Annotated in this window: 19 protein-coding genes; 6 read left to right on the top strand and 13 right to left on the bottom strand. The window is 69.0% G+C overall.

The window, feature by feature from the left end:
- Positions 1-26: 26 nt before the first annotated feature.
- From AC1DSA_RS04175 to hydA, 6 genes are read right to left on the bottom strand one after another with little or no spacing between them, the layout of a single operon-like run.
- Positions 27-1,307, bottom strand: a complete 1,281-nt coding sequence (locus AC1DSA_RS04175; protein WP_477886356.1) for a TRAP transporter large permease — start codon at positions 1,305-1,307, stop codon at positions 27-29.
- Complete coding sequence (locus AC1DSA_RS04170; RefSeq protein ID WP_477886354.1) at positions 1,304-1,849, bottom strand: TRAP transporter small permease; 546 nt, start codon at positions 1,847-1,849, stop codon at positions 1,304-1,306. Before AC1DSA_RS04170 ends, AC1DSA_RS04175 begins: the two co-directional genes overlap by 4 nt.
- 4 nt (positions 1,850-1,853) lie before the next feature.
- On the bottom strand, positions 1,854-2,846 hold the full coding sequence (locus tag AC1DSA_RS04165) for a TRAP transporter substrate-binding protein (protein ID WP_477886352.1): 993 nt from the start codon (positions 2,844-2,846) through the stop codon (positions 1,854-1,856).
- Between the two features lie 26 nt (positions 2,847-2,872).
- Complete coding sequence (locus AC1DSA_RS04160; protein WP_477886350.1) at positions 2,873-4,189, bottom strand: MFS transporter; 1,317 nt, start codon at positions 4,187-4,189, stop codon at positions 2,873-2,875.
- A 26-nt stretch (positions 4,190-4,215) separates the two neighbouring features.
- Positions 4,216-4,965 carry an aspartate/glutamate racemase family protein gene (locus tag AC1DSA_RS04155; RefSeq protein ID WP_477886348.1) on the bottom strand — a complete coding sequence of 250 codons (750 nt, stop codon included), beginning with the start codon at positions 4,963-4,965 and terminating at the stop codon, positions 4,216-4,218.
- Entirely contained in the window at positions 4,965-6,383 is a 1,419-nt protein-coding gene (gene hydA, locus AC1DSA_RS04150; RefSeq protein ID WP_477886345.1) for a dihydropyrimidinase, read from the bottom strand. Before hydA ends, AC1DSA_RS04155 begins: the two co-directional genes overlap by 1 nt.
- A 321-nt stretch (positions 6,384-6,704) precedes the next feature.
- Here hydA and AC1DSA_RS04145 point away from each other — a divergent pair, with 321 nt between their 5' ends.
- The 3 genes from AC1DSA_RS04145 to AC1DSA_RS04135 all read left to right on the top strand — a co-directional run bounded on the left by AC1DSA_RS04145 (position 6,705) and on the right by AC1DSA_RS04135 (position 10,470).
- Complete coding sequence (locus tag AC1DSA_RS04145) at positions 6,705-7,430, top strand: maleate cis-trans isomerase family protein (protein ID WP_477886343.1); 726 nt, start codon at positions 6,705-6,707, stop codon at positions 7,428-7,430.
- Between the two features lie 68 nt (positions 7,431-7,498).
- Positions 7,499-8,203 carry a GntR family transcriptional regulator gene (locus tag AC1DSA_RS04140; protein WP_477886751.1) on the top strand — a complete coding sequence of 235 codons (705 nt, stop codon included), beginning with the start codon at positions 7,499-7,501 and terminating at the stop codon, positions 8,201-8,203.
- Positions 8,204-8,340: 137 nt separating this feature from the next.
- Positions 8,341-10,470, top strand: a complete 2,130-nt coding sequence (locus AC1DSA_RS04135; RefSeq protein ID WP_477886341.1) for a DUF6600 domain-containing protein — start codon at positions 8,341-8,343, stop codon at positions 10,468-10,470.
- A gap of 71 nt (positions 10,471-10,541) precedes the next feature.
- On the opposite strand, the gene fusA is transcribed toward AC1DSA_RS04135, so the two are convergent.
- The 7 genes from fusA to AC1DSA_RS04100 form a co-directional block, all read right to left on the bottom strand.
- Positions 10,542-12,596, bottom strand: a complete 2,055-nt coding sequence (gene fusA / locus AC1DSA_RS04130; RefSeq protein ID WP_477886339.1) for an elongation factor G — start codon at positions 12,594-12,596, stop codon at positions 10,542-10,544.
- A gap of 146 nt (positions 12,597-12,742) precedes the next feature.
- Positions 12,743-15,151 carry a GcvT family protein gene (locus AC1DSA_RS04125; protein WP_477886336.1) on the bottom strand — a complete coding sequence of 803 codons (2,409 nt, stop codon included), beginning with the start codon at positions 15,149-15,151 and terminating at the stop codon, positions 12,743-12,745.
- A gap of 3 nt (positions 15,152-15,154) precedes the next feature.
- Positions 15,155-16,000: an EamA family transporter gene (locus AC1DSA_RS04120; protein ID WP_477886335.1), complete on the bottom strand. Its 846-nt coding sequence runs from the start codon at positions 15,998-16,000 to the stop codon at positions 15,155-15,157.
- Entirely contained in the window at positions 15,997-16,551 is a 555-nt protein-coding gene (locus AC1DSA_RS04115) for a phosphonate degradation HD-domain oxygenase (protein ID WP_477886333.1), read from the bottom strand. Before AC1DSA_RS04115 ends, AC1DSA_RS04120 begins: the two co-directional genes overlap by 4 nt.
- Before the next feature lie 4 nt (positions 16,552-16,555).
- Positions 16,556-17,962 carry a phosphonoacetaldehyde dehydrogenase gene (phnY, locus tag AC1DSA_RS04110; RefSeq protein WP_477886749.1) on the bottom strand — a complete coding sequence of 469 codons (1,407 nt, stop codon included), beginning with the start codon at positions 17,960-17,962 and terminating at the stop codon, positions 16,556-16,558.
- A gap of 52 nt (positions 17,963-18,014) precedes the next feature.
- Entirely contained in the window at positions 18,015-19,229 is a 1,215-nt protein-coding gene (gene phnA / locus AC1DSA_RS04105) for a phosphonoacetate hydrolase (RefSeq protein ID WP_477886331.1), read from the bottom strand.
- Between the two features lie 16 nt (positions 19,230-19,245).
- Complete coding sequence (locus AC1DSA_RS04100) at positions 19,246-19,935, bottom strand: phosphonate utilization associated transcriptional regulator (protein WP_477886329.1); 690 nt, start codon at positions 19,933-19,935, stop codon at positions 19,246-19,248.
- A gap of 177 nt (positions 19,936-20,112) precedes the next feature.
- Between AC1DSA_RS04100 and AC1DSA_RS04095 the strand changes: the two genes are divergently transcribed.
- The 3 genes from AC1DSA_RS04095 to AC1DSA_RS04085 are packed head-to-tail and all read left to right on the top strand — an operon-like array spanning position 20,113 to position 23,994.
- Positions 20,113-21,162: a putative 2-aminoethylphosphonate ABC transporter substrate-binding protein gene (locus AC1DSA_RS04095; protein ID WP_477886327.1), complete on the top strand. Its 1,050-nt coding sequence runs from the start codon at positions 20,113-20,115 to the stop codon at positions 21,160-21,162.
- A 29-nt stretch (positions 21,163-21,191) separates the two neighbouring features.
- On the top strand, positions 21,192-22,244 hold the full coding sequence (locus AC1DSA_RS04090; protein WP_477886325.1) for a putative 2-aminoethylphosphonate ABC transporter ATP-binding protein: 1,053 nt from the start codon (positions 21,192-21,194) through the stop codon (positions 22,242-22,244).
- A gap of 7 nt (positions 22,245-22,251) precedes the next feature.
- Entirely contained in the window at positions 22,252-23,994 is a 1,743-nt protein-coding gene (locus AC1DSA_RS04085; protein ID WP_477886323.1) for a putative 2-aminoethylphosphonate ABC transporter permease subunit, read from the top strand.
- The last annotated feature ends 7 nt before the right edge of the window (positions 23,995-24,001 follow it).

The following is a 24,001-nucleotide window of genomic DNA, read 5'->3' as shown; positions in this document are numbered from 1 at the left end:
GGGTGTTGAAGGTGGAAGGACGGGAATCAGTAGCCGAGCGCACGCGGCAGCGCGGTCACGAGCGGGGGGAACAGCATGCAGGCCACCAGCACGCCGTACATCAGCGCGATGAAGGGCCAGACGTTGGCGACCAGCTCGCGCATGCGCACGCCGGTGATGCCGCAGACGACGAACAGGACCACGCCCACGGGTGGGGTGAGCATGCCGATCACGAGGTTCAGCACGAACAGGAAACCGAAGTGCAGCGGGTCGAGGCCGTACTGGATGGCGATCGGGTGCAGCAGCGGCACCAGCATGATGTAGGCGGCGTTCGACTCCAGGAACATGCCGACCACGAACAGCAGCACGGCCACCAGCCCCATGTACACGAGCCCGCTGTCGGTCAGCCCCTTGAGCAGCAGCGTCAGCTTCTGCGGCAGCAGGTCCACCGTCATCAGGTAGGTGATGACCGAGGCGAACGCGATCAGCGCGCCCACCATGGCGGAGGTGATGGCGGCGCGCACGACGATGCCCGGCAGGTCCTTCAGGCTGAGCGTGCGGGTGACGAAGAAGCCGAGCAGCGTGGCGTAGACCACCGCGATCGCGGAGCCCTCGGTGGCGGTGAAGGCGCCGCCGACGATGCCGCCGATCACCAGCACCGGCATGGCAAGCACGATGGCCGAGCGGCGCAGCTCGTGCAGCACGGCCCGGATGGCGAAAGGCTCGCCCGTGACGGCCCAGCCGCGCTTGGTCGCGATCCAGGAGCACAGGGCCATGAAACCGATCGTGATGATGACGCCCGGCACCACGCCCGCCATGAACATGCCGCCGACCGATACCGAGGAGCCGGCCATGAAGGCGTAGACGATCATCGCGCCGCTGGGCGGGATGATCGGGCCGAGGTTGGCGGCTGCAGCGACGATCGCCGTGGCAAAGCCCTTGTCGTACACCTTGGACAGCGAGGGCACCAGGATGGAGGACAGCGCGCTCGCATCCGACACCGCCGCGCCGGAGACGGTTGCGAGCCCGGCGCCCGACAGCATGGTCACGTGCGCGAGGCCGCCGCGCACGCGGCCCACCATGGTGTTGGCCAGCGTGATCAGCCGCTCGACGATGCCCGCCTTGATCATCAGCTCGCCGGCGAGCATGAAGAAGGGGATCGACATCAGCGGGAAGGAATTGACCGAATGCATCATGCGCTGCGGCACCATGCTCAGGTCCACCCCCGAGGCCAGCAGCGCGATCAGCGCCGCCACGCCCATGGCGAAGGCGATCGGCAGGCCCAGCAACGACAGGGCCATGAAGCCGGCAACGACTGCATAGCTCATTCCGCGCCTCCGGTCTTCCGCTCGGGCGGACCGGCGATCACGATGTGCAGCAGGTGGAAGGCGCTGAACAGCGCGCCCACGGCCACCGGGACGATGAACCAGCCCACGCTGAAATCGATGGTCGACATCAGTTCGTCCCACTGCTCGCGGCAGGTGCGCACGGCGGCCCAGCAGATGGCCAGCATCAGCGCGGCGCCGAGCGCGGCACCCGCGCGCCGCAGGGCGGATTGCCCCGCGGGCGGCAGCTTGTCCACCAGCAGGTCGATGCCGATGTGCGCGCCGTCGCGCACACCCAGCGGAATCGCCAAAAAGATCGCCCACACGAAGGCGAGCCGTCCGACCTCGTCGGCCCAGTCGATGGAGCGGTTGAAGCCGTAGCGCAGCGCCACCTGGGCCGAAACCACGGCCACCATCACGGCGACAGCGGCGAGCAGCACGCCGGTGAGCGCGCGGTCGGCCGCGTGCAGCACGCGGAGCGGCCAAGCGGCAGGCGCTGCCAGCGGCGGCAGGAGCAGGGTCTCTTCCATCGCGCGCTCGTCCATCGGTTCAGTGCTTGGCGGCTTCGGCCAGCACCTGGTTGACCAGGTCGGCGCCGGCGCGCTTCTTCACTTCCTCGATCACCGGCAGCGAGGCCTTGCGCATGTCCTCGCGCGCGGCCGGCGTGATCTCGGTGTAAGCCATCTTGCTCTTCAGCTCCGCGAACTTCGCGGCCTCCTGTTCGGCGGCGAGCTTGCGCTGCGCCGTGATGGTGGCGGTCATCGCTTCTCGCACGGCTTTCTGGTACTCGGGCTTGAGCTGCTCGAAGGCCTTCTTGCTCGCGACCACGGCGATGAAGTCGAAGAAATGGCCGGTGTTCGACAACTGCTTTTGCACTTCGCTGAAGCGGCTGGCGGAGATCACGGTGTAGGGGTTCTCCTGGCCGTCCACCACGCGTTGCTCCAGCGCGGAGTACAGCTCCTTCACGTCCATCGCCACCGGGTTGGCGCCCAGGGCACGGAAGGTGGCGAGGTGCGTTTCGTTCGGCTGCAGCCGGACCTTCAAGCCCTTGAGGTCGGCCATCGTGCGGATCGGCGTCTTGCTGTTGGTCACGTGGCGCATGCCCAGTTCCATCCAGCCCAGCGAGAGGAAGCCCTTGTCCTGCAGCTTCTTGTCGATGGCCTGCCCCACCGGCCCATCGATCACGCGGAAGGCGGATTCGCGGTTGGCAAACACGAAGGGCAGGCTCACGGCCTCCAGCTCGGGCGCGATGCGCGAGAGGAAGGCGGCGCCCACCCAGGTGATCGCCAGCGTGCCGGAGCGCACGGCGTCGACGTTCTCCTTGGCGCCGCCCAGCTGCATGGCGGGAAACACGTCCACCTGCAGCTGGTTGTTGGTCAGCCGCGCGACCTCCTTGCGGAACACCTGCTCCACCGCGACGCTCGAGGGATGCTCGGTGGCGAAGTTGCCGGCGATCTGCAGCTTCTGCTGGGCAGCGGCAGGCAGCGCGGTGGCCAGCGCGAGGCAGGAAGCGAGGGCGAGGCGGGTGAAGGTGTTCTTCATGGAGGTTCTCGGGTGGAAGGAAACGGTCAGACCGGCAGCTTCTTGCTGTAGTCGATCAGCAGCGTGGAGCAGACGAACAGGCCCGCGCCGGCGGCGGCGAACAGCATCAGCGCCAGGTCGTAGGAGCCGGTGGCCTGCACGATCAGGCCGACGATGATCGGCACGCCGATGCCGGCGCAGTTGCCGCCCAGGTTCATGGTGCCGCCCAGGAAGCCGACGCGGTCCTTGGTGCCCAGGATGGAGGGCACGCACCAGAACAGGCCGCACCAGCGCAGGAAGAACAGCGTGACCGACAGCAGCACCACGACGCTGACCGGGTCCTTGATCTGCGCGACGCTGTAGATGGCGATGGTGGCGATGACGGAGGCGACGCCGAACAGCGTGCGCAGCACCTTGGCCTGCGAGGCGCCGGCCGCGCGCCACTTGTCCGCGATCCAGCCGCCGAGCATCTCGCCGACGAAGCCGGAGAAGAACATGATGAAGACCGCGCCGCCCATCTGCTTGATGTCGAAGCCGTGCACCTTCGACAGGTAGTTGGGCATCCAGGTGAGCAGGCCGTAGAACAGCGCGTTGAAGCACATCCACCCGAAGAACATGCCCCACACCGAGCGGTAGCGGAAGAAGTCGAGCGCGCGGCCGCTGGCATTGGCCGGTGCATTGGCGGCGTCCTCGGCGTGGGCGGCCTCGATGTAGCGGGCCTCGGCTTCGTTGACGTCAGGGTGCTGGCGCGGGTGGTTGCGGATGTAGCGCCAGGCGAACCAGCCGGCGATGACGGTGCCGACGCCGGCGATCACGAAGGCCATGCGCCAGGAACCCAGGGTCGCGATCAGCGCGGAGATCAGGATGGCGCCGAGCGCCGCGCCCAGGGGAGCGCCGCCGTCGAGCAGCGTGGCACCGCGGCCGCGTTCGTTCTGCGTCATCCAGATGCCGTTGAGCTTGCCGCCGGCCGGGTAGATCGGCGCTTCTGCCGCGCCCAGCCCCAGTCGCGTGACCAGCAGGCTGACCCAGCCGGTGCAGACGGCGGCGATCGCCTGGAAGAAGCCCCAGCCGATGGTGGCGCCGGCGATCACCCCACGCGGGCCGAAGCGGTCGGCCAGCATGCCGCCCGGGATCTGCATGAAGGCGTAGGTCCAGAAGAAGGAGGACAGCAGCAGGCCCTGCGTGGCCGGGCCGATGTCGAACTCCTTGGCGATCATCGGCATCGCCACCGACAGCGAGGCGCGGTCGATGTAGTTGATCGAGATAAGGAACAGCATCATCAGGAAAATCTTCCAGCGCACCTTGGTCGGCGCGGTGGTGTCGGCAAGTGGCACGTCGATGTGCACGGCGGGTGGGTTCTTCACGGCGATGTCTCCGGAGTTCATGGGGTTCAGCGGTTGCCGGACGCGAGCAGAGCGGCGATCGCGGGAGGGAGGCCCTTGTTGGGCTTGGCGGGAGGCCGCGCGAAGCTGCCGGCCTGCGCGCGGCCGGGCTTCAGTGCGACCAGGGTCTCGGCGTGGCGCACGGCGCTGGAGACGCCATCCACCACCGGCACGGGCAGCTGCCCGTGCAGCGAGCGGGCCAGGCCGGCGAGCGGCGCGCCGGCGAGGATGATCACTTCGGCGCCGTCCTCGGCGACCGCACGTTCCGCCAGCGCCTTGAGCGCCTGCGCGTGTTCTTCCTGCACCCCGCCGATGGCGCTGATCGGCCGGTCCAGCGCGCGGATGCTCGCCAGCCGGCTGCCGAAGCCGTAGCTGTCCACCACCTCGCGGTACCAGGCCTGGATCCGCTGCGAGATGGCGATGATGGAAATGCGATGGCCCAGCAGGTGCGCGCTGGCCAGGGCCGCTTCGGTCATGCCGGTCACCGGCACGGGTAGCACTTCGCGCAGGCCCATGAGGCCCGGGTCGCCGAAGGCGGCGACGACCACGGCGTCGAAGCGATCGACGTGTTCCGCCGCCACCTGCGCGGTGGCGTAGGCACCGACCAGCGATTCGAAGCGGGTCTCGATGTAGGCCACTCCGAAGGGAGCGGTCAGCACTTCGATCTCGGTGCCGGGCGAGGCGCTGCGCTGCGCCTCCGCGCGGATCAGGTCGGAGACGCTGTCGCTGATGTTGGGGTTGACGAGCAGCAGGCGCATCAGGTCCTCCGGGGCATCAGGGTCGGCGTGCCGCAGGGCAGGAACCTGCCGCGGCCGGCGGCGCCGGTGAAATTCTTGCCGTCCCAGACCACTTCGCCGCGCGACAGCGTGAGGCCCGGCCAGGCCTTCAGCCGCATGCCTTCGTAAGGCGTGTAGTCGACGGCATGGTGCAGCTGGCCGTTGGCAATCTGCAAGTCCCGCTCGTCCCACACGACCAGGTCGGCGTCGCTGCCGACGGCGATGGTGCCCTTGCGCGGATGCAGGCCATAGGCCTTGGCGGGGTTGGTGGACGTGAGCTCGACGAACTTCTGCAGCGTGATGCGGCCGGCCAGCACGCCTTCGGAATAGAGCAGCGGCAGCCGCGTCTCCAGCCCCGGGATGCCGTTGGGGATGTGGCGGAAAGGCACTTCCTGGCCGCCGGGCTTCTTGCCCTGCGGGTCCTCGTAGCGGAAGGGCGCGTGGTCCGAGGAGAACACGGTGAACAGCCCGTCGCCGAGGCCGTCCCAGATGACTTCCTGGTTGGCCTTGTCGCGCGGCGGCGGGCTGCACACGCAGCGGGCGCCCTGGTAGCTGTCGTCGATGCCCAGGTCCTCGGCGGTGAGGAACAGGTACTGCGGGCAGGTTTCGGCGAACACCGACAGGCCATGGGCGCGCGCCCAGCGGATCTGCTCGATGGCTTCACGGCCGGACACGTGCACGATCAGGATCGGCACGTCCACCAGTTCGGACAGCGCGATCGCACGGTGCGTGGCCTCGCGCTCCACCAGCATCGGCCGCGCGTGCGCGTGCCAGCGCGGTGCGGTGCGGCCGGCCGCTTCCAGTCGCTTGGTCAGCCACTCGATGCAGTCGGCGTTCTCGGCGTGGATCATGGCCAGCGCGCCATGGGTGCGGGCGACGTCGAGCACGTCGAGGATCTGCGCATCGTCCAGCTTCAGGTCGTCGTAGGTCATGTAGACCTTGAACGACGTGTAGCCCTGGCCGATCAGCCTGGGCAGCTCCTGGGCCAGCACGGTGGGCGTCGGGTCGCTGACGATCAGGTGGAAGGCGTAGTCGATGCAGGCCTTGCCTTCCGCCCGGCCGTGGTAGTCCACGACGGCCGCCTCCAGCGATTGCCCCTTCATCTGCGCGGCAAAGGGAATGACGGTGGTGGTGCCGCCGCAGGCCGCGGAGCGGGTGCCCGTGAGGAAGTCGTCGGCCATCTTGACCGGGCCTTCCATCGGCTGGTCCAGGTGGCAGTGGGCATCGACGCCGCCAGGGGTGACGGTGCGGCCGGCCGCGTCGATCTCGCTCCGGCCGGCGGGCAGGCCCTCGCCCAGCAGGGCGATGCGGCCGCCGCGGATGCCGATGTCGCAGGCGAAGGTGTCGCTGGCGGTCGCGACGCGGGCGTTGCGGATCACCAGGTCGAGCGCGTCAGCCATGGCGGACTCCCGATTGCCCCAGGCCGGTGCGGCCAACATCCCAGAAAAGTGCAGACAAGATTGTCGACAACGAGTCGGGTGCGGATTCTGGTGCGAAGCTCAGTTGGATCATATTTGGCTACGGAGGAACTGCAACTTCCGGGCCATTGCCGCCAGATTTCGGAGGGCATGCCGGAGTGGGCGAACTATGGACGACAGGACCTTCCGTCGCCGTCGGTGTTTACACCAATGTCGACAATTTCGACCAAAATGCGTGGAATCGCATCCGGGCCTTGGTCCATACTGCGACCATCGCGGCGCTGCCGCCGCAGGAGACCGACCGTGACCCGACCCTTGCGCCTGGGGGTGCTGACCCCCTCCTCCAACACCGCACTCGAACCGCTGACCAGCGCCCTGGTGGCTGCACTTCCGAATGCCAGTGCCCACTTCTCTCGGTTTCGCGTGACCGAGATCGCACTGGACGCGGCGGCGCTGGGCCAGTTCGACGACAGCAAGATCCTGGCGGCGGCCGAGCTGCTGGCGGACGCCAAGGTCGACGTGATCGGCTGGAGCGGCACCGCCGCGGGCTGGCTCGGTTTCGACCGCGACCTGCAGCTGGTGGAGCGCATCCGCGAGCGCACCGGCATCCGCGCCACCACGGCCGTGCTGGCGTTGAACGAGCTGCTGGCCCTGAAGAAGGTGCAGCGGCTGGCACTGGTCTCGCCCTACACGCCCGACGTGCAGGAGCGCATCGTCACCAATTACCGCGCGATCGGCATCGAGGTGGTCGCGGAGCGCCACCTGGGCATCCGCGTCAACCACGACTTCGCCGGCGTGACGCCGCACACCCTGCGCGAGCTGATGGACGACGTCGCGCGCGCGAAGCCGCAGGCGATCACCACCTTCTGCACCAACCTGCATGCCGCGCCGCTGGCGCCCGCCATCGAACGCACGCACGGCATCCCGTTGCTCGACACGGTGAGCACCACGGTGTGGGGCATGGTGCGCGCGGCGGGCGGCTCGCCGGCCGCGATCACCGGCTGGGGGGAGCTGTTCCAATGGACCTGAGCACGACCGACGGCAAGCTCGCCGATAGAATCGCCGGCCACGCCCACCCCGCATCCCGCACCCGATCCATGCCCGCCACCGCGCGCACCACGCCGGCCCGCGCCGAGCGCGAAAAATCCGTCGACGAGATCTACGAGCGCATCTACATCGCGATCCTCGAGCACCGCCTGCATCCGGGCACCAAGCTCGGCGAGGAGCGCATGGCCGAGATCTTCGGCGTCAGCCGCGCCCGCATTCGCGAGGTGCTCGCCCGGCTGGCGCACGAGCAGATCGTCGAACTGTTCCCGCAGCGCGGCGCCTACGTGGCCAAGCCGACCACCGAGCAGGCGCGCGACGTGTTCGAGGCGCGCCGGCTGATCGAACCGGCGGTGCTGCGCCGCCTGGTGGACACGCTGTCTGCGGAGAAGACGCAGCGCCTGCGCCAGCACGTGGAGCTGGAAGCCGATGCGCGCCGCCGCGGCGACAAGCGGGCGGTGATCCGCCTGTCGGGCGAGTTCCACACGCTGCTGGCGGAACTGGCGGGCAATTCGGCGCTGGCGCGCAGCATGCGCGAGCTTTGCATGCTGACCTGCCTGACGATCTTCCTGTACGACGCCCCCACGGCGCAAAGCTGCCGGGACGACGAACACCAGATGATCATCGACGCAGTGGCCAAGCGCGATCGCGCCCGGGCCGAGAAGATCATGCTGGACCACCTGGACCACATCGAAGGCAGCCTGCAGCTCGATCACAGCAGCGGCGAGGCGGACCTCGAGGCCATCTTCCGCGGCTGACCGCCGGTCGGCTGGCCGTTAATTAGTCACGCGGGCATGCTCCGCGGACTTCGCAGGTTGCTCAATTTACGAAGCCTTAACCGCGGGGGACCAACCTCGCGCGTTGAAGCCTCATACCCGACCTGCCGGAGCCTGCCATGACCCCTGTCCGATCCCGCTGCTGGCGTGCCCTGCCCTGGCTGGGCGCCTTGTTCGCGTTCTGGCTGGCGGCTGCCGCTTCCGCGCAGGAGGGCGATCCGCCCGGGCGGGTCGCGACGCTGTCGTTCCGCCAGGGCAGCGTGGTGTTCGCGCCCCAGGGTGAGCAGGACTGGATCGAACTGCCCGCCAACCGGCCGCTCACCAGCGGCGACCGCATCTGGAGCGACCAGGACGCCCGGGCCGAACTGCAGCTGGGCTCCGCCACGCTGCACCTCGACGGCCAGAGCCACCTGGGCCTGTCGGACCTCGACGACCGCGCCGCGCAGTTCATCCTGCAGCAAGGCGCCGTCAATGCCCGCGTGCGCGAACTGCTGCAGGGCGAGAATTTCGAGATCGGCACCCCCAACGTCGCGTTCCGCGCGCTGCAGCCCGGCGACTACCGCATCGACGTCGACCCCGGCACGCAGCAGACCCGGGTGGTGGTGCATAGCGGCCTGGCCGCGATCTTCGGCGAGGGCGGCCAGTCGATCCAGATGGGCGCGGGCCAGCAGGCGATCTTCGCCGGCCGGTACCTGGCGCAGGTGCAGGGACCGGAATGGCGCCCGCAAGCCTTCGACGCCTGGGCCGCCGAGCGCAACCGCACGGAAGACCAGTCCCTGGCCGCCCGTCACGTGCCGCGCGGCGTGGTCGGCTATGCGCAGCTGGATCCCTACGGAACCTGGAGCCAGGACCCCGGCTATGGCGCAGTCTGGTATCCCCGTGTCGCGGTCGCCGACTGGGCGCCCTACCGCTACGGCCACTGGGACTGGATCTCGCCCTGGGGCTGGACCTGGATCGACGACGCGCCCTGGGGCTTCGCGCCCTTCCACTACGGCCGCTGGACGATGATCGGGCAGCGCTGGGCCTGGGTGCCGGGCCGCATGGTGGCGCGACCCGCCTATGCCCCCGCCCTGGTGGTGTTCATGGGCAGCGGCGCGCAGTTCAGCTTCAGCGTCGGTTCCGGCCCGGGCGTCGGCTGGTACCCGCTGGCCCCCGGGGAGGCCTGGTGGCCGGCCTACCGCACGAGCCCGCGCTACGTGAGCTTCGTCAACTACAGCATCAACCTCAGCAACTATCCGCGCAGCTACGACCACCACGTCTGGCGCCAGCGGCCGTTCGCCGCGACCGCGGTGAGCGAGGACGATTTCCGCCGTGGGCGGCCGGTGTACCGCCATTGGCAAGCCCTGTCGCCGCAGATGATCGGCCGGGTGCAGGTCGGCGTGGTGCCGGGTGCGCCGCAGACGCGGCAACCGCGCGAATCCACCAATGGCCCGCGCCTGCAGAGCCAGCCGCCGGCATCGATGCTCCCAGGCGGTGTGCCGCAACGCTTCTGGTCCGGCCGCGCGCAGGCCCCGGCGGTGCAGGAACAGTTCCGCGCGCAGCGTGAACAGGACCGCCTGCAGCACGACGCCGACCGCAACGCGCGCGACCAGGTGCGGCAGCAGGAACAGCCGCGGCATCCGCAGGATCCGCGCGTCCAGCGCGAGGCCTTCCAGCAGCGCCAGGTGCAGGACCAGCGCTTCCAGCAGGAAGCGTGGCAGCGCCGGCAGCAGCAGGAGCAGGCGATCCGCCAGCAACAGGACCAGCGGACCCAGCGCGAAGGCCGGCAGCAGCAGGAACAAGCGCAGCGCGAGCAACAGCAGATCCAGCGGCAGCAACAGCAGCAGTTCCAGCGGCAGCAACAGCAGGTCCAGCAACAACAGGAACAAGCACAGCGGCAACAGCAGCAGGCCCAGCGCCAGCAACAGCAGCAGCAGCGCCAGCAGGAACAAGCGCAGCGCCAGCAGGAGCAGGCCCAGCGCCAGCAACAGCAGCAGTTCCAGCGGCAACAGGAACAGGTGCAGCGCCAGCAGCAGGAACAGGCCCGCCGCGAGGGCTGGCAACGGCAGCGCGAACAGCCGCGCGAGGTGCAGGGCTTGCAGCGGGTGCCTCCGCAGTCCGTGCAGGAAGTGGTGCGCCAGCAGCCGCAACAGCAGCACCAGCAACAGCAACAGCCGCAAGGCCCGCGCGGCCCGGAAGGCCGGGGCGAAGGCCGCGGCCACCGCGAAGGCGGCGGCGGCGAGGGACGGGGACGCGGCCAGCGGGACTGATCGCGCGCGCCATCACCTCTTCAATGGCAAGGCGGCCTTTCGGCCGCCTTGTCGTTTCCGGTTCGGCCGGGCTAGCCTTCGTCCTTGAGCTTGTATTGCGAGGCCAGCTGCGCCTGCACGGTGGGGGGCACCTGCTCGTAGTGGCTGAAGGCGATGGTGTAGCGGCCCTGTCCGCCCGTCAGCGAATTCAGCCGGGACTGGTAGCTCGCCAGTTCGGACAGCGGCGCCTTGGCCAGCACCGTCAGCGATCCGCTGCTGTCGGACCGGGTGCCGCCCACGTGGCCGCGCCGCGCCGCGAGGTCGCCGGTGATGTCGCCCATGTAGGCCTCGGGCGCGGAGATCTCCACGTCCACGATCGGCTCCAGCAGGCAGGGCCGGGCCGACTGCACCGCGGTGATCAGCGCCTTCTTGCCGGCGGAAATGAAGGCGATCTCCTTGCTGTCCACCGTGTGGTGCTTGCCGTCGTAGACCACGCACTTGAGGTCCACCACCGGGTAGCCGGCGATCACGCCTTCTTCCATCGCCTGCAGCACGCCCTTCTCCACGGCGGGCATGAAGTTGTGCGGAATGGCGCCGCCCTTGACCTCGTCGACGAACTGGAAGCCGGTGCCGCGCGGCAGCGGCTCGATCCGCAGGAAGACCTCGCCGAACTGGCCGGCGCCGCCGGTCTGCTTCTTGTGCCGGTGATGGCCCTCGGCCGGCGCGGTGACGGTCTCGCGGTAGGCGATGCGCGGCGGACGGGTCTCCACCTGGCAGTTGTGCACCTCGGTCAGGCGATCGAGCAGCGTGCGCAGGTGCAACTCGCCCAGGCCGTAGACCACGGTCTCGTTGGTGCTGGCCACGTGCTCCACGCGCAGGCACGGATCCTCGCTCACCACCTTGAGCAGAATGTCGTGCAGGCGCTGCTCGTCACCGCGCCGCTTGGGCGAGATCGCGAGGCCGTGCACCGGCACGGGGAACTGCAGCGGCTCCAGGTGGATGTTCGCGTCCTCTGCCGCGTCGTGCAGCACGGCGTCGTAATGGAGTTCCTCCACCTTCGCGATCGCGCACAGGTCGCCCGGAACCGCCTTCGCCACCTCCTTCAGCTCCTTGCCCTGCAGCATGAAGAGGTGGCCTACCTTGAAAGGGCGCCGGCCGTCTCCCACGTAGAGCTGGCTGTCGCGCGTGATCGTGCCCTGGTGCACGCGCATCACGCCCATCTTGCCGACGTAGGGGTCCTGGGTGATCTTGAACACGTGGGCGAGCACGTGCTTGTCGGGATCGACCTCCGCCGCGATCGGCTGCGCGGCGTCGCCCTCGCCTTCCAGGAAGGCCGGCGGGTTGCTCTCGGTCGGGTCCGGCAGCAGCCGCTCGATCACGTCGAGCAGCTCGGGCACACCGGCGCCCGTGCGCGCGGAGACGAAGCAGATCGGCACCAGGTGGCCTTCGCGCAGCGCCTGCTCCAGGGGCGCGTGCAGCTCCGCCGGATCGACGTCGCCGTCATTGAGGTAGCGCTCGACGAAGGCGGCATCGACTTCCACCACCTGCTCGACCAGCGCCCGGTGGGCCTGCTCCACCGACGAGAAGTCCGGCGGCGGGCCGTCGTCCGTCATCTTCCAGAAGCAGTCCAGCACCCGCTCGCCCCGCTGCGACGGCAGGTTCAGGGGCAGGCATTCCCGGCCGAAGGCGGCCTGGATCTGCCCGACCAGCGCCTGCAGGTCCACGCCCTGGGCGTCGATCTTGTTGACGATGATGATGCGGTCGCGCTCGCGTTGCCGCGCCCACTCCATCATGCGCACCGCCATCGGCTCGATGCCGGCGCCGGCGTTGATCACCACCGCGGCGGTCTCCACCGCTTCCAGCGCGGGCAGCGACTGGCCGAGGAAGTCCGGGGCGCCGGGGGTGTCGATGAGATGGCTGGTGATGCCGCGGTGTTCGAAGTGCAGCAGCGTCGTGTTCAGGGACCGCAGGCCGCGCTTTTCCAGCGGGTCGTAGTCCGACACGGTGCTGCCCTTTTCTACGCTGCCGGGTGCGCCCACCGCCCCGGCCTTCCACAGCAAGGCTTCGGCCAGGCTGGTCTTGCCCGCGGCACTCGGGCCCACGAGGGCCAGGGTGCGGCGCGAGGCGATGTCGCGATGGGTAGCCACGAAAAGCCCTCCTGCAACACAAGGGAAGACCATCCTACGCAGCTCCCCCGGCGCCTGCAATGTGGCCAACCCAGCGGTTGCGTCGGGCTTGCGCTGCGTCAGGTCGTTCTCACGCCGACCCGGCGCCGCGTCCTACGGGGCTGCGCTCACCGCGGCGGCCACCGGTCGTGCAGCTGGACCGGGACCGATTCGCCCCAAAGCAGGATGTGCGCTGGCGTGCCGTCGTGGGGGAGGTTGGCCGCCGGCCCGCGCACGTAGCCGAGGCCGACACAGGCGTCCGCCAGCGGGCTGAAGCCGACCGAAGCGAGTTCGCCCACGGGATCGCCGCCCCGCACGATGGTCTCGCCGCCCCAGGCATACGCCTGCCCGTCGGCCAGCACAACGCTCACCAGCTTCTTGCGCAAGGGCTGGCCCTGCGCGGCGAGCAGGGCATCGCGCCCGAGGAAGCCGCCGGGCTTGTCCAGCTTGACGCTGAACTGCAGGCCGGCTTCCCAGGGCGATTCGTCCGGCCCGAGCTCGGCGCCCCAGGCGCGCCGGCCCTGCTCGATGCGCAGTGCGTCCAGCGCGTAGTAGCCCGCGTCGCGCAGCCCCAGGTCGCTGCCGGCCTCTTGCAGCGCGAGATAGACGTGCCGCGCCATTTCCACCGGCACATAAAGCTCGAAGCCCGGGCCGCCGACGTAACTCATGCGGGCGGCGCGCACGCGGGCATGCCCCAGGTCGATCTGGCGCGTCCAGGAGAAGCGCAGGTTCTCGGAGGACAGGTCGTCGGGGCTGACGCGCGCCAGCAGGGAGCGCGCCTGCGGGCCCATGAGCGACAGCACGCTGTACATCGCCGACACGTCGGTGAGCACCACCTGCTCCTCATCGGCGACGTGGCGGCGGATCCAGTCGGCATCGCGCGTGGGCTGGGCCGAGCCCGTGACCAGCAGGAAACGGTCCGCTGCCTCGCGCGTGATTGTCAGGTCGGTCTCGATGCCGCCGCGGGCGTTCAGCATGGGGGTGTAGACCATGCGGTCCACCGGCACGTCCACGTCGTTCGCGCACAGACGCTGCAGCAGCGCCAGCGCGCCGCGCCCTTGCAGCAGCAGCTTGCCGAAGGAGGTCTGGTCGTACAGGGCGACGCGCTCGCGGGTGGCACGCTGCTCCTCGAGCATCCAGGGCAGCCAGCCCGGGGTGCCCAGCGTGTGCGCAGGCCGTGGCGCGCCCGGCGCACGGAAGTAGTTGACCCGCTCCCAGCCGTTCTTGCTGCCGAACTCTGCGCCCTTCGCCTGCAGCAGTTCGTACAGCGGCGAGGTGCGCAGCGGCCGCGCCGTTTCCAGTTCCTGCCGCGGCCAGCGCATCGCGTAATGCAGGCCCAGCGTCTCGCCGGTGCGCTCTGCCAGCGCCTTGCGGTTGCCGGTGAAGCCGGCGAAGCGGCGCAGGTCCACGTCCCAGACATCGGTGCCCGGCTCGCCGTCGGCGACCCATTGGGCGATCAGCCGGCCGGCACCGCCGCTGTTGGCGATGCCGGCGGAATTGAAGCCGGCGCACACGAAGTAGTTGCGCAGCTCCGGGGCTTCGCCCAGGATGAAATTGCCGTCGGGCGTGAAGCTCTCCGGCCCGTTCAGCAGCATCTTGATCTCCGCCGTTTCCAGGCACGGCGTGCGATGGATCGCATTGCGCATCAGGATCTCGAACTGGTCCCAGTCCTCGTCGAGCAGCTGGAACTGGAAGGACGACGGAATGGGATCCACCGTCCACGGCTTGGCTTGCGGCTCGAAGCCCCCCATCACCAGGCCCCCGACTTCCTCCTTGTAGTAGATGAAGCCGTCCGGGTCGCGCAGCACCGGCATCATGGGTTCGACGCCGGGGATCCGTCCGGTGACCACGTAGAAGTGTTCCGCCGGATAAAGCGGGACGTTGACGCCGGCCAGCTTGCCGAACTGGCGCGCCCACTGGCCGGCGCAGTTGATGACGACGTCGCAGGTGATCTCGCCCTGCGCCGTGCGCACGCCGGCGACGCGGCCGCGGGTCGTGCCCACGCCGGTGACCTCCACGCCTTCCACGATCTTGACGCCACGCTGGCGCGCGCCCTTGGCCAGCGACATGCACAGGTCAGCGGGGTTTGCCTTGCCATCTCCCGGCAGCCAGAGCGCGCCTTGCAGGTCGTCGGTGCGCAGCACCGGGGCCCGCTCGCCCGCCTCCGTGGGAGAAATTTCGTGGCATTCGACGCCGAAGCTGCGCGCCAGCGCGAGCTGCTTACGCAGCACCTTCATGCGCTCCGGCGTCTTCGCGACATTGATGCTGCCGCACTGCTTCCAGCCGGTGGCCAGCCCGGTCTCCGCCTCCAGCGTCGCGTACAGCTCGATGCCGTACTTGCTCATGGCCGTCATCGTGCGGTTCGGTCGCATCTGGCCGACCAGCCCGGCGGCATGCCAGGTGGTGCCGCTGGTGAGCTTGCCCTGCTCCAGCAGCAGGACATCGGTCTTCCCCAGCTTCGCCAGGTGGTAGGCGGTGGAGCAGCCGGCGATGCCGCCGCCGACGATCACGATCTGCGCATGCGTGGGCAAGGCCATGGTTCACCCCAGGCGAAGGGCCATGACGCCGGCCACGATGGCGGCCGTGCCGACGGCACGGCGGAGCGTGAAGGCTTCCTTCAGCAGCCAGCTGCCGATCAGCACGGCGAACAGCACCGAGGTCTCGCGCAGCGCCGCGACGGTGGCGACCGGCGCCCGGGTCATGGCCCACAAGGCGATGCCATAGGACCCGAGCGAGGCCGCGGCGCCGACGACGGCGAGCGGCGTCCGCTTCCTGGCGTAGGACCACGCGAGCGCCACGCCGCGCCGGCGCAGCACCATCAGAGCGAAGGGCCAGCCGTCCAGTACGAACAGCGCCGCCACGTACTGCAGCGCGTTGCCCGAGGCGCGCGCACCGAGAGCGTCGACCACCGTGTAGACCGCGATCACCACCGCGTTGGTGAGCGCGAAGGCCACCGCGCGCGGCGAATCCATCGCGTGGCGCGAGAGTCCCAGCGCCAGCACCCCGCAGCTCACGCCCAGCACCCCGGCCCACGCGGTGGGCGACAGCGACTCGCCGACCGTCAGCGTGGCCGACAGCGCCACCAGCAGCGGCGCTGTGCCCCGCATCAACGGGTAGGTGAGGCCGAGGTCGCCGTGCTTGTAGGCGCCGGTGAGCGCGATGTAGTAGCCGATGTGGATGACCAGCGACGCCAGGATGAAGGGCCAGGCGCGCGCGTCGGGCAGGCCCACGGCCAGCAGCAGCGGCACGGCGATCACCGAGCCCGTGAGGTGGATCAGTGCGGTGTCCAGCGCCTTGTCGCTGCTGGACTTGACCATCGCGTTCCAGCTCGCGTGCAGCAGGGCGCCGAACAGCACCGCTGCCACCACGGGCCAGGTCAGGATCATGGCGCGCGCAGGGCGCAGCGGCGGGCGCGCGCGAGGAAGTGCGCCAGCGGCGGCGTCGCCCGCCCCGGCACCTTGGCCAGGTCATCCCAGATGCGCAGGCGCACGGCGCGCTCGGCGCCGGGCTTCGCCAGGAAGGCCTGCGCGGCGGTGGCGTCGAACACGCCGCCTTGCAGCGCCAGCGATCGCTTCGAGTCGTCCGACAGCGCCGCTTCGTAGCCGGTCCGCGTGGCGCACAGATAGCGCTTCGCGTCCACATGCCCCGCGATGGCGCCCAGCACGTTCTCGCCGAACAGCCCGCGCAGGAAAGGAATCGCGCGGTACTGGTGCACGTCGTCCATGCCGCGCAGCGTGGGCGTGGCGCCCAGGTCGTGCAGCAGGTGGCCCAGGTCGTGCAGCAGGGCTGCCGTCACGAGCTCGTCGTCGGCGTCCTCGGATTCCGCCAGCGCGGCGCTCTGCAGCGCGTGCTCCAGCTGGGTGACCGGCTCGCCCGCGTACTGCTCGCCGCCGCGCAGGGCGAACAGTTCGCCGATGTCTTCCAGCGTCAGGGCCACGGCTTCAGGCCCAAGGCAGCGAGTAGGTCTTCACGTTCGTGAAGCTCTTCATCGCCTCCTGCACGCCTTCCTTGTAGCCCAGTCCCGAGTCCTTGATGCCGCCGAAGGGCGTGAGCTCGAGACGGTAGCCCGGCACTTCGCGGACGTTCACCGTACCCACGTGCAGTTCGTCGACGAAGCGCGTGATGTAGTCGAGGCGGTTGGTGCAGACGGCGCTGGACAGGCCGTACGCGGTGCCGTTGGCGATCCGGATCGCCTCGTCGATGTCCGCGAACCGGAGGATGGGGGACACCGGGCCGAAGGTCTCCTCGCGCACCACCGTCATCTCCGGCCGCACGTTGTCGAGCACGGTGGGTGCGTAGCGGGCACCCTCGCGCTGGTTGCCCACCAGCAGGCGCGCGCCCTGCCCGATCGCTTCCTGCACGCGCGACTCGAACAGCGTCGCGGCCGCCTCGTCGATCACCGTCCCCATGTCCGAGGCGGGATCCATCGGGTCGCCGTGCTTCCAGGCGCGGGTCTTTTCCACCACGAGTTCGGTGAAGCGGCCGGCCACGGACTGGTGCACCAGCATCCGCTTGACCGCGGTGCAGCGCTGGCCCGAGTTCTTGTAAGAGCCCTGCACCGCCAGCGTGGACGCCTCGTCCAGGTCGGCGTCCTCCATGACGATGAGCGGATCGTTGCCACCGAGCTCCAGCACCATGCGGCGATAGCCGGCGCGCGACGCGATGTGCTTGCCGATGGCGACACCGCCGGTGAAGGTGACGAGGTCCACCAGCGGATTGGTGACCAGTTCGTCGGCGATCTCGCGCGGATCACCGGTGAGGACCGACAGCATCTGCGGCGGTAGGCCGGCGCGGTACAGCAGGTCGGCGAAATAGAGGGCGGAGAACGGCACCTTCTCCGAGGGCTTCAGGACCATGCGATTGTTGGTCGCGATGCTGGGCACCACCTTGTGCGCCACCTGGTTCATCGGGTGGTTGAAGGGCGTGATGGCGCTGATCACTCCCAGCAGCGGCGAGCGCTGCGTGTAGACGCGGCGCTTCTTGCCGTGCGGCGTCAGGTCGCAGCTGAAGATCTGGCCGTCGTCGCGCAGCACTTCGCCGGCGCCGAACAGCAGCACGTCGCTGACGCGTCCCGCCTCGTAGGTCGAGTCCTTGAGGCACAGGCCCGACTCCGCGGTGATCAGGCGTGCGATGTCCTGCAGGTGCTCCTGCACCAGCGCGGCGGTCCGCTGCAGGATGCCCGCCCGCTCGGCCCGCGTGAGTCGCGGCTGGAACGCGTGGGCGGTCGCGAAAGCTTCGCGCAGTTCGGCCAGGCTCGCCTTCGGCACGCTGCCGATGCGTTCCGCGGTGTACGGGTTGAACACGTCGACCGAGCGCTCGCCGCCGGCCTTGCGGCCGGCGATGCGCATGCGGTCCAGCTCGTGGTCGCGGATGAAGGCGGTGATGGTGCTCATGGCCGCCTCACTGCGCGTAATTCAGGGCGAGGTCGAACGCGTCGAAGTTGCGGAAGCGCCGGGCGGTGTCCAGCCCCGGCAGCTTGCGGTTGACGATCAGCGGCACCTTCTGCTCGCTGATCCCGCCGTGCGAGCGCAAGGGCGCGTCCAGCCCCGAAAGATCGTGCCGCTCGCGCGAGGTGCCGATCACGGTGAAGCGCTCCGACACGCACACAATGTCGCCGATGCGGTCCGCCGGCAGCTCGAAACGGCGCGCGGCCGCTTCGCGGTCCAGCACCACTTCCATGCCGTTCAACGCCTGCAACTGCGCCACCAGGGGATCCGCCGCCATGCCCGCCGGCAGGTACACCGTGGCATAGGAGCCGAGTGCGCCGTGGTGCACCACGTAGGGATCGGTGATCGGCAGGATCACGCGCGCCTTGCCGGGGCCGATCGCGCGGTCGAACCAGTCCTGCAGGTAGATCACCTGCGGCTGTCCGTCCATGCCCACCTTGGCGTTCATGCCGTGGTCCGCCGTCAGCGCGATCACGCAGCCGAGCGCATCGAGCTGGCCGAGGTAGCGGTCCATCATCGCGCAGAAGGCATTGGCGCCCTCGCTGGCCGGCGGGTGCTTGTGCTGCACGTAATCCGTGGTGGACAGGTACATGACGTCCGGCTTGCGCGTCTTCATCAGCTGCACGCCGGCGGCGAACACGAATTCGGACAGCTCCGCGCTGTACACGTCGGGCACCGGCATGCCGACCATCTCCACCACGCCCGTGATCCCGTGCTCCTCCTGCGTGGCCTGGTCGGCCTTCTCGGAGGAAAAGCAGATGCCCTGCATGCCGTGTCCGAGCAGTCGGCGCAGCTTGTCCTTGGCCGTGACGACCGCGACGCTGTGTCCCTCGTCCGCCAGCGCGGCCAGCAGCGACGGGGCGCGCAGCCACTTGGGGTCGTTCATCATCACTTCGGTGCCGGTCGCGGTGTCGAACAGGTAGTTGCCGCAGATGCCATGCACGCTGGGCGGTGCGCCAGTGACGATGGACAGGTTGTTGGGATTGGTGAAGGTGGGCACCACGCAGTCGGCCACCATGCCGGTGCCTTCGGCCAGCGTGCGCTTCAGCCAGGGCATGCGGCCGGCGGCCACGGCCTGACCCAGGTAATCGGGCTCGCAGCCATCGACGCAGACGACCACGGTGGCTTGTTTCGGTGCGCGGTAGCTGCGCTGGTTGACCGTGGGCATGGCGCCTCCTGGGCTCTCAGTTGCGGGCCTGTCGCCGCAGGTCGTTGGCGATGGTGCGCTGCTTGCTGTCCATCACGTGCTGGAACATCGCCTTGCCCGCTGCCTCCGGATCGCCCGAGGCGATCGCCTTCACGATGGCGCGGTGCTCGCCGGCGGAGATCGGCAGCAGCCAGTTGTCGGCGAGGTTGAGGCGGCGGAACAGCGACAGCTCCTTGATCAGCTTGCGATAGATCGCGGTCAGCTTGCGGTTGCCCGCCATCTCCACCAGCCGGTCGTGGAAGCGGAGATTGAGCAGGTGGTAGGCGTGTGCGTCCTGCGCCTTCACCGACTTCTCCATCGCATCGACCAGTGCCTTGATCTCCTTCAGCTGCGCCGTCGTGATGCGTTCGGCGAGCTGGCGCCCCACCAGTTCGTCCATCGTGGCGCGCAGGTCGAAGATCTCGGTGGCCTCGTCGATGGGGATGTCGCGCACGAAGACGCCGCGGTTCTTTTCGGTGCGCACCAGGCCCGCTTCCTCCAGCATGCGGAAGGCCTCGCGCACCGGCCCGCGCGACACGCCCAGGCGCGTGGCGAGCGTGGCTTCGATCAGCTTGCTGCCCGGCGCGTACTCGCCGGCGAGGATCGCGCGCTCGACTTCCTGCTGCACCACGTTGGCGAGCGAACTGCTCTGGAGCAGTGCGATCGTGGGGTGCAGGACGGCCGTCATGGGCCCATCAAAGCACTGCCGCCCCGGATTGTCAACAATCTGCAAAAAACAATTGACAAGCTGGCAGCTTGCCTCTCCAATGATTCCGAACACGCGGCGATGCAGGGGGAACGCTCGTTCCATCGCGCGGTCTGGGTCACCCGGAAGCTTCCGACTTTTCTTCCCGAGGAGTTCTTCATGCTTGCATCCCGCCGTTCCGCCTCGCGTGCCGCGTTCGCGCTCGTCGCTTGCGCGGCCCTCTTCACCGGCGCCGCCTTCGCGCAGAAGGCGCAGCTGCTGGTGTACACCGCGCTCGAGACCGACCAGCTCAAGGCCTACCAGGAGGGCTTCAACAAGGTCCACCCGGACATCGAGCTGCGCTGGGTGCGGGATTCCACCGGCGTCATCACCGCCAAGCTGCTCGCCGAGAAGGCGAATCCGCAGGCGGACGTGGTGATGGGCGTGGCGGCCTCCAGCCTCGCGCTGCTGGACAAGCAGGGCATGCTGGAGCCGTACGCCCCGCTCAACCTCGACGCGATCATGAGCCAGTACCGGGACAAGAAGAAGGTCCCGGCGTGGTGGGGCATGGACGTGTGGGGTGCCACCGTCTGCTTCAACACGGTGGAAGCGCTCAAGAAGAACATCCCGAAGCCCGAGACCTGGAAGGACCTGACCAAGCCCGTCTACAAGGGGCAGGTCGTGATGCCCAACCCGGCTTCGTCCGGCACCGGCTTCTTCGACGTGACGGCCTGGCTGTCCCTGTGGGGCGACGATGCCGGCAAGGGTGGCGGCTGGAAGTACATGGACGGCCTGCACGACAACGTCGCGCAGTACACGCACTCCGGCTCCAAGCCCTGCAACATGGCAGCCGCCGGCGAGTACGTGGTGGGCATCTCCTTCGAGTACCGCGGCAACACCAACAAGGCCAAGGGCGCCCCCATCGAACTGATCTTCCCGAAGGAAGGCCTGGGCTGGGACCTGGAGGCCTTCGGCATCATGAAGGGCACGAAGAAGCTGGACGCCGCGAAGAAGCTCGCCGACTGGGCGTCGAGCAAGGACGCGATGCTCCTGTACGGCAAGAACTTCGCGATCACCGCGCAGCCCGGCGTCGCCGCGCCGCTGGCGAACGTGCCCAAGGACTACGAGGCCCGGCTGGTGAAGATGGACTTCAGCTGGGCCGCCGACAACCGCGAGCGCATCCTGGACGAGTGGAAGAAGCGCTACGACGGCAAGACCGAGAAACGATGACGGCCCGGCGCCGGGTCTGAGGACATCGCGTGGCCCAGGAAGCTTTCCTCGAACTGCGGCACATCCGCAAGGACTTCGGCACCTTCACCGCACTGGCGGACATCAGCCTGGGCATCCAGCGCGGCGAGTTCGTCTGCTTCCTGGGACCCTCGGGCTGCGGCAAGACGACGCTGCTGCGCGTGATCGCGGGCCTGGAGGTGCAGTCGGCCGGCGAGGTCTGGCAGGGTGGGCGCGACATCTCGCGGCTGCCGCCGGCGCAGCGTGACTACGGCATCGTGTTCCAGAGCTATGCGCTGTTTCCCAACCTGAGCGTGGCGGAGAACGTCGCGTACGGGCTGGTGAACCGCAGGACGCCGCGCGCGCAGGTCACCGCCCGCGTCACCGAACTGCTGAAACTGGTCGGCCTGCCGGGCACCGAGCGCAAGTACCCGGCGCAGCTGTCCGGCGGCCAGCAGCAGCGGATCGCGCTGGCGCGCGCCCTCGCGACCTCGCCCGGGTTGCTGCTGCTGGACGAGCCGCTGTCGGCGCTCGATGCGCTCGAGCGGGTGCGGCTGCGGCAGGAGATCCGCACCCTGCAGCAGAAGGTGGGCGTGACCGCTGTGATGGTGACGCACGACCAGGAAGAGGCGCTGTCCGTGGCCGATCGCATCGTGGTGATGAACCAGGGCGTGATCGAGCAGGTCGGCACGCCCATGGAGATCTACCGCGAGCCGGCGACGCCCTTCGTGGCGGACTTCGTCGGCAAGGCGAACGTGCTCCCCGGCCGGATTCACGCGGGCCAGCTCGAGTTCGGTGGCCTGCGCATCCCTTATCGCGGTCCCGACCGCGAGGCGCGCGTGTACCTGCGGCCGGAAGACGTGCTCGCGCGGCCGATAGCGCCCGGCGACCCGCACGTGTTCGACACCCGCATCGAGAAGATCGAGTTCCTCGGCTCCTACTGCCACGTGCACGTGGCGTCCCCCGCGCTGCAGCCGGACAAGCTCACCGTCTACCTGTCCCTCAACTACCTGTCCGAAGCCTCGCTCGCGGTCGGGTCTCCGCTGAAGCTCAAGCTGCTGCCGGAGCGACTCAAGGTGTTCTAGTTCTCCGATGGCCGCCGTCCTGCCCGTCCCCGAAGCCGCGCCCGTGCGCCAGTCCGCGCACTGGAGCGACCGGGTGGCGCACGGCGTGCTGCTGCTGGTCGCCGTGCTGCTGCTCGCCTTCCTGGCCATGCCGCTCGCGACCATCCTGGTCGAGGCGGTGCAAGGGCGCGAGGACCAGTTCGTCGGCCTCGCCAACTTCGTCGCCTACGCGCGCACGCCGGCGCTGCTGCAAAGCCTGTGGAACAGCGTCTGGGTGTCGGCGCTGGTGACGGTGGTCGCGGTGCCCCTCGCGTTCGGCTTCGCCTACGCGCTGGCCCGCTCGTGCATGCCGCTGAAGCCCTTGATTCGCGGCATCACGCTGATCCCGCTGCTGGCGCCTTCGCTGCTGTCGGCGATCTCGCTGATCTACTGGTTCGGCAACCAGGGCGTGCTGAAGTCCTGGCTGCAGGCGTTCGGTTTCGCCGAGATCTACGGCGCGCCGGGCATCGTGCTCGGCGAATGCTTCGCCGTGTTCCCGCACGCGCTGATGATCCTGGTCACCGCGCTGTCGCTCGCCGATGCCCGCCTGTACGAAGCGGCGGACGCCTTGGGCACCTCGCGGGCGCGCAAGTTCTTCACGATCACGCTGCCCGGCGCCAAGTACGGGCTCATCTCGGCGGCGCTGGTCACCTTCACGCTGGTGATCACGGACTTCGGCATCCCCAAGGTGATCGGCGGCAACTTCAACGTGCTGGCCACCGACGTGTTCAAGCTGGTGATCGGCCAGCAGGATTTCGCCAAGGGGGCGGTCGTCGCGATCCTGCTGCTGGCACCGGCGGTGCTCACCTTCGCCACCGACCACTACGTGAGCCGCCGGCAAACGGCCATGCTGACCGCACGCGCCGTGCCGTACGCGCCAAAGCGTTCCGCGGGCTTCGATGCCCTGATGACCGTCTACTGCGTGCTGATCGCGTTCCTGATGCTGGCGATGCTGGGCATGGCCGTGTTCGCTTCCTTCGCGAGCTTCTGGCCCTACAAGCTGACGCCCAGCCTGCGGCATTACGTGCTGGGACTGGTGGACGCGGAAGTCGGCACCGCGTTCTTCAACAGCCTGGCGATGGCCGGCGGCACGGCGCTGTTCGGCACGGTGCTGGTGTTCTGCGGCGCCTACCTGCTGGAGAAGATGCCCGGCGCCCAGGCGGCGGATCGCGGCCCGGTCGCCTGGCTGCGCACGCTGGTGCGCGCCCTGGCCATGCTGCCCATGGCGGTGCCGGGGCTGGTGCTCGGGCTCGGCTACATCTTCTTCTTCAACGCACCGGGCAACCCGCTGGGCGCGCTGTACCACACCCTCACGCTGCTGACGCTGTGCACCATCGTCCATTTCTACACCACCGGCCACCTCACCGCGGTCACGGCGCTCAAGTCCATCGACGGCGAATTCGAGGCGGTGAGCGCGTCGCTCAAGGTGCCGTTCTTCAAGACCTTCTGGCGCGTGACGGTGCCGATCTGCACGCCGGCGCTGGTGGACATCGCCCGCTACTTCTTCGTCAACGCGATGACCACGATCTCGGCGGTGGTCTTCCTCTATTCCCCCGAGACCAAGGTGGCGTCGATCGCCATCCTGAACCTGGACGAGGCCGGCGAGATGGGCGCGGCGGCGGCCATGGCCGTGATGATCGCCGCCGCCTCTGCGGTGGCCACGCTGGGCTTCATGGCGCTGGCCTGGTGGATCCACCGCCGCACACAGGCGTGGCGAACGCTGTCAAGATAGGAGAGAC

It is taken from the genome of Ramlibacter sp. P4_H7, from assembly GCF_056400765.1.
Note: the sequence above shows the minus strand (reverse complement) of the source record. Positions and strands in the feature narration are given on the sequence as shown.